The organism is Marinilabilia sp., from assembly GCF_016278715.1.
Taxonomy (GTDB): domain Bacteria; phylum Bacteroidota; class Bacteroidia; order Bacteroidales; family Marinilabiliaceae; genus Marinilabilia.
This window is the reverse complement of the sequence record NZ_JADQBH010000307.1, coordinates 1-5,781: the sequence shown is the minus strand read 5'-3', so window position 1 is coordinate 5,781 and position 5,781 is coordinate 1. Positions and strand designations below refer to the sequence as shown.

3 protein-coding genes are annotated in these 5,781 nt (G+C 44.0%); all 3 read right to left on the bottom strand.

All coding sequences use genetic code 11. The features are described 5' to 3' along the window. On the bottom strand, positions 1–3,606 hold a 3,606-nt coding region (glgP, locus tag QZZ43_RS18630), incomplete at its 3' end, for an alpha-glucan family phosphorylase (protein WP_291862429.1). A gap of 24 nt (positions 3,607–3,630) precedes the next feature. Then, complete coding sequence (locus QZZ43_RS18625; RefSeq protein WP_291862427.1) at positions 3,631–5,028, bottom strand: glycoside hydrolase family 57 protein; 1,398 nt, start codon at positions 5,026–5,028, stop codon at positions 3,631–3,633. 100 nt (positions 5,029–5,128) lie between these two features. After that, positions 5,129–5,781 (bottom strand): glycosyltransferase family 4 protein (locus QZZ43_RS18620; protein ID WP_291862424.1); only part of this gene is annotated, 653 nt, incomplete at its 5' end.

Sequence of the window (5,781 nt, the reverse complement as noted above, 5' to 3'; positions counted from 1 at the left end):
TTCCTGGTTGTCGAAAGAACGCACGTCGGTAAGGCTCCATCCTGCGTCTTCCGCATATCCTTCGTACCACCATCCGTCCAAAACACTGAAGTTCAGAACCCCATTTAATTCGGCTTTTTGCCCGCTTGTTCCGGAGGCTTCAAGCGGTCGTGTAGGAGTATTCAACCACACATCCACGCCGCTAACCAACCGCTTGGCCAGTTCCATATCGTAATTTTCCAGAAAGATAATCTTGCCTATAAATTCGGGCTGTTTGGAAATTTCCACGATTTGCTTTATCAGTGCCTGTCCTCCCCCATCGGCGGGGTGGGCTTTACCAGCAAAAATAAACTGAACCGGGCGCTCAAAATCATTAACAATTTCGGACAAACGCTCCAGATCACGGAAAAGCAAGTGAGCTCGTTTATAGGTAGCAAAACGCCTTGCAAAACCTATCGTCAATGCGTCTTCATCCAGGATGTCGAGTACTTCAACAATATGGCCGGGAGATTCGTGACGCTGAGACATACTACCCTCCAGTCGTTCCCTGATAAAGTCCATCAGTTTTTTGCGCAAGGTGTGCCTGATATTCCAAATCTCGGTGTCCGGAACATCATAGATTTTTTTCCAGTAATCTTTCTTTGATACATCTGACAAAAAATCGTCTCCAAACACTTTTTTATAGTAGTCCTGCCATTCAGAAACAGTCCAGGTTCCGTAGTGTACACCATTGGTCACATGCCCAATATGCAGTTCATCAGGGAAATAGCCGCTCCACAGGCTTCGGAACATCTTTCGGGAAACATCACCGTGTAAGGCACTCACCCCGTTCATCTCCTGCGATGATTTTGCAGCCAGCACACTCATCGAAAACTTTTCATCGCCCCCGGAGTGCTCTCGCCCCATATCCATTAAATCATCCCAGGAAATATTCAGCTTTTCCGGAATATGACGCAGATAAATACGGAATAAATCTTCATCAAACTTATCATGTCCGGCGGGCACCGGAGTGTGAGTGGTAAACAAAGAAGAAGCCCTAACAATTTCCATTGCTTCAGCAAAACTGTATTTCTGCTCCACCAGGTCAACAAGTCGTTCCAAATTGATAAGCGCTGCATGCCCCTCGTTGATATGGTAAATATCCACATGCGCATTGAGTGCCTTAAGCAGACGGATACCACCCATGCCGAGCAATATCTCCTGCTTCAGTCTGTTTTCCCAGTCTCCGCCATACAACTGGTGGGTTATCTGGCGGTCCGCAGGTGTATTGCTATCCACATCTGTATCCATTAAATAGAGTGGCACTCTTCCAACCTGAGCTTTCCAGACTTTTGCATGAAGGCTACGGCCAGGCAGCTCAATTGAAACAAAGAGGGCCTGACCATCCGCACCGCGAACTTCTTCAACCGGCAGCTGAGAAAAGTCCTGAGCCTCATAACCGGCTGTCTGCTCTCCATTGATTGACAATGTCTGCGTGAAATAGCCAAACCGATACAATAGTCCGATGGCGACCATCTTCACCCCTCGGTCACTTGCCTCTTTCAAATAATCACCTGCCAGAATTCCCAATCCACCTGAATAAATTTTCAACACATTGTTCAGTCCGTATTCCATACTGAAATATGCCAAACGTGGGTTTTCGGTAGAATCGCGTTCCATATATTCCCGAAAACGAACATATATATCATCGAGGCTTTCCACAAAATCCTTATCAGACGCCAGCTCACTTAAACGGTCATAGGAAACTTTATCCAGCAATTGCACCGGGTTTTTGCCCACCTCATCCCATATTTCAGGATCAATTTTCTCAAACAATTCCATTAAAGGAAAATTCCAGGCCCACCACAAATTGTGAGTTAGCTCGTGCAGAACCTTAATTCGTTCGGGTAGCCGCGATTTCACAACCAGTTTTTTCCATCCGGGCACCGGACTTGTTTCCGGTACATACCGGATTCGAACATCACGTTTAACAGCTCTAAATTTATCACGACGGCTGTTGACCTCCCTTAAAGCAAAGTCATAAGCCTCATAATAATTCTTTATCAATGAATTCCACTCAAGCAAAGATGCTACCTTCCGGGCCTTTTGCCGGTAACCGGCAACCACTTTTTCGGTCAAGGATGAAAAATCCTGAACCACCGCTGCAATATGTTCCACGACCTCCTGATAGTTTCGGTCGTTACGGAAAACCACTTCCACCCCTTCGGAAATATTTTTAGAATGCTTGCCAGCCCACAGCCCAAAACCGGCCAGGGAAGTAGTAATGGTTGGAACACCAAAAGCTACACTTTCCTGAGGAGTGTATCCCCAGGGTTCGTAATAGGAAGGAAAAACGGTAAGATCCATCCCCATCAGCAGGTCATAATAAGAAACATCGAATATTCCATCCTTCCCGTTAAGGTAGCTGGGCACAAATATCAATTTCACCCTTTCAGATTCAGTGTTGTTGAGGTGTATCTCCTGAATCTTATTGATAATGGGGTCGTAACCAATATCATTCAGCCCATGAGTCAAAAACGGATTGGGCAAAGGGCCATCTGCATTTCCATTTGACAACCGGGCCATCAAATCTTTTCTGGGACCGTAAGTATTGGCAGGGATAAGCACAAAGGCCAATATTTCACGTTTGTTCGATTCATCTTCATTCAGCTTCTTGAGAACATCCAGAAATACATCAGCTCCTTTGTTGCGGTATTCGTAACGCCCGCTATTGGCTATAAACAAAGCATCCGGACGAACCTTAATTCCCAGCAATGCCTCGGCAACCTGAATCAGCCTTTCCCTTCCTTTTTGGCGTTTATTTGTATACTCTTTACCTTCAGGAACAATACTGTTGTTAAAGCCATTGGGGGTTATCACATCCACATCGCGTGAAAGAAAATGAGCACATTCACGGGCTGTAATATCTGAAACTGTAGTAAGACAATCCACATTGCAGGCGGTGGTTTTTTCCATAGAATGTTTCGCAACCACATTCATCTCCCCTGCTTTTGAATCGGCATCAATTTCAATCAATTTTTCATAAATATCAGCGCCATGGCTGGCCAGCGAACGACCGATTACAGTGGCATGAGTAGTAAAAACAGTCCCTACCTGAAGCAGATTATCCCGCAAATAAAGAGCACCGCTTCCGGTCATCCATTCATTAAAATGGGCCACCACCTTTTCGGTATCGGCAATAAGGGACTTATAGTAACTTTCAATTACCATACCGGCCGCATAGCCGAACAGCACAGGCTCCACATAATCCCATTGTCCGGAAAGACTGTCCAGCTTAAAACTTTCCCACATGCCGGCCAGAATTTCATTCTTTCGGGCCACCAAAGGACTAAAATCAACCAACAACGCTATAGGTTGCCCCGGAACATTCCAACGTCCGGTTTTCACCCTCAGTCCTTCACGGAACAAAACGTCCTGCCACTTGGGAAACAAAGACGGATCGGGTAAAAATTCCGGATTCTTTTGTGGTCCGCGCCAAACATCGGGGCCAATAAATATCACATTGTCCCGAAACTGCTCCACCAAAGTATTGGCTTTAGATGAAAGAACCGTATGAATACCACCGGTTTTATTGCAAACTTCCCAACTTGTTTCAAAAACAAAGTCCGGTTTCAAAAAACTATCCATCATTCAAAATTTAATATCAAAAATCTATTTCTTACTCGTTGTTTTACCGGCAACTTTTGAAGTTTTCTTTGGCTCTTTAGTAACAGACACTTTACTTTTTGAAGTTTTCTTTGCAGTAGAAGTTTTTTTTCTACTTCGCAATTTCTGAACTTCCTCTTCCAGTTTTTTAATCTTCTGATCACGTTCCTCAAGGATACCGGCAAGATTGGCAAGCTCTTTTTCTTCAGAACTGAAAGGAACTGCTGCATTGAGGCGAATGGAAAAGTCGCTCAACACATTCATATAATTAATGAAGGCCTCGTAGGGAGTTTCATAAGGGTTGAAATAGGCGTGTACATCCCCATCGGAGAAAAACTTGGTACACATATAATAAAAATGGTCGCTACACTGGAGATAATTCCAATCCTTCTTCAACCTGGAATCAGCACATTTGTTCATTTTTGGCAACAGTGCATATAACTTATCAAAAGCCTCCTGCTGCATTTCATTACCAAGCCAGGCGGTCAAATCTCTTTCTTCATCGGCCCAGGAAACTGGATTCGGAACATTAACGGGCGCAACCACCTGATGCTTGGAAACGACCTCGGAAGGAGTGGCAAATTGTAAAGATTTATGCTTGAGAATCTCTTTAGGCAAATATTCCAGGAACTCAAATATTCCCGATTCCCGGGGCTGATGCTCTCCAAATGTTTCATAATCCATAAATAGATTTATCACTTCTTCCTTTTTGTCAAGCTGGTTTAACCACCCGGCAAATTTACTGCTGGTAAGTGGCCATTCGTGCCAACCTTTGTCTCCAAAACGGAAAGCGATATCATCACTGAGTTTATAATTCTTAAGCAATACTTTTAATCTCGGATTAATGGCATTACAATAAAGGAAGTTTGGGCTTTTCCAACCCAGAATGTGCTTGGCTCCTTCAGTCAGCATTGCCTTAAACCCCATCCGGGCGACCATGTCCCCTATATGGTCGGAATAAATAAGTTCGGTGTTTCTGAATACCTCCGGTATCTGTCCAAAAAGTTCTTCAACCATATCCCGGTGCATGGTCACCTGCTGCCTGAAAGCATCTTCATCTTTCAAGGCTACAAGAGAATGGGCATACGTTTCGGCCAGAAACTCCACATCTCCGGTATCTGCAAGAGCTCTGAAGCTGTCGAGCACCTCGGGAGCATAGAGTTTAAACTGATCCATAGCCACCCCGGTAATACTGAAAGCCACTTTAAACTTGCCTTTGTGCTGCTTAATCAGTTTAAGCAATAGTTTATTAGCCGGAAGATAGCAATTTGCAGCTATTTTATTTAATATCGACTCATTGGTATAGTCGTCAAAATAGTAATGGTCATTTCCTATTTCGAAAAACCGATATCTCCGGAATCTGAATGGTTGATGAACCTGAAAGTATAAACAAACTGTCTTCATATTTCTGTATTTTTCATATCAAACTTAAAAGAATCCCTGTATTACCTTTACTCCAGGAAAAAAGCATTATGTAAATAAAATCTCTAATTAACATTAACAATTAGCTTATTCCCAGCACACTTTCATAAACCATTTTCACTTCCAGTGCCGACTTCTCCCATTTGAGAGAATCCACCTCTTTTCTCCCGTGTTTTACAAACATTTTGGAAAGAGCCGGATATTGCAGTACACCATAAATGGCATCGGCCATGGCATCTACATCCCAGAAATTGGTTTTAATGGCATAGGTAAGAATTTCGGCAACGCCAGATTGATGTGAGATAATTACTGGTACATTGCTTTGCATTGCCTCCAGGGGAGATATACCAAAAGGTTCGGAGACCGAGGGCATCACGTAGAGATCGCTCATGGCGAGCATACTAAAAACCTCCTCGCCGCGCAGGAAACCGGTAAAATGAAACTTATCCATTATTTTCAATTGCGCGGCCCTGCGCACCATCCGGTGCATCATATCACCACTTCCTGCCATTACAAACCGCACATTTTGAGTCTTCTTCAACACCCGGTGAGCCGCTTCCACAAAATACTCTGGCCCCTTTTGCATTGTAATCCGCCCCAGAAAGGTAACCACTTTTTCATTGGTCCCTTTATGAAAAGCTGGTTTATCTTTTTTCTCTAAAGGCTCAACAGCATTGTAAACAGTAACCACCTTTCTGGCATCAATTCCATATTTCTCAATCACGGTGCGGCGGG

Bases quoted from the DNA above. Each gene is read 5' to 3' on its own strand.
- QZZ43_RS18625 (WP_291862427.1), bottom strand. From the start codon at position 5,028: ATGAAGACAGTTTGTTTATACTTTCAGGTTCATCAACCATTCAGATTC.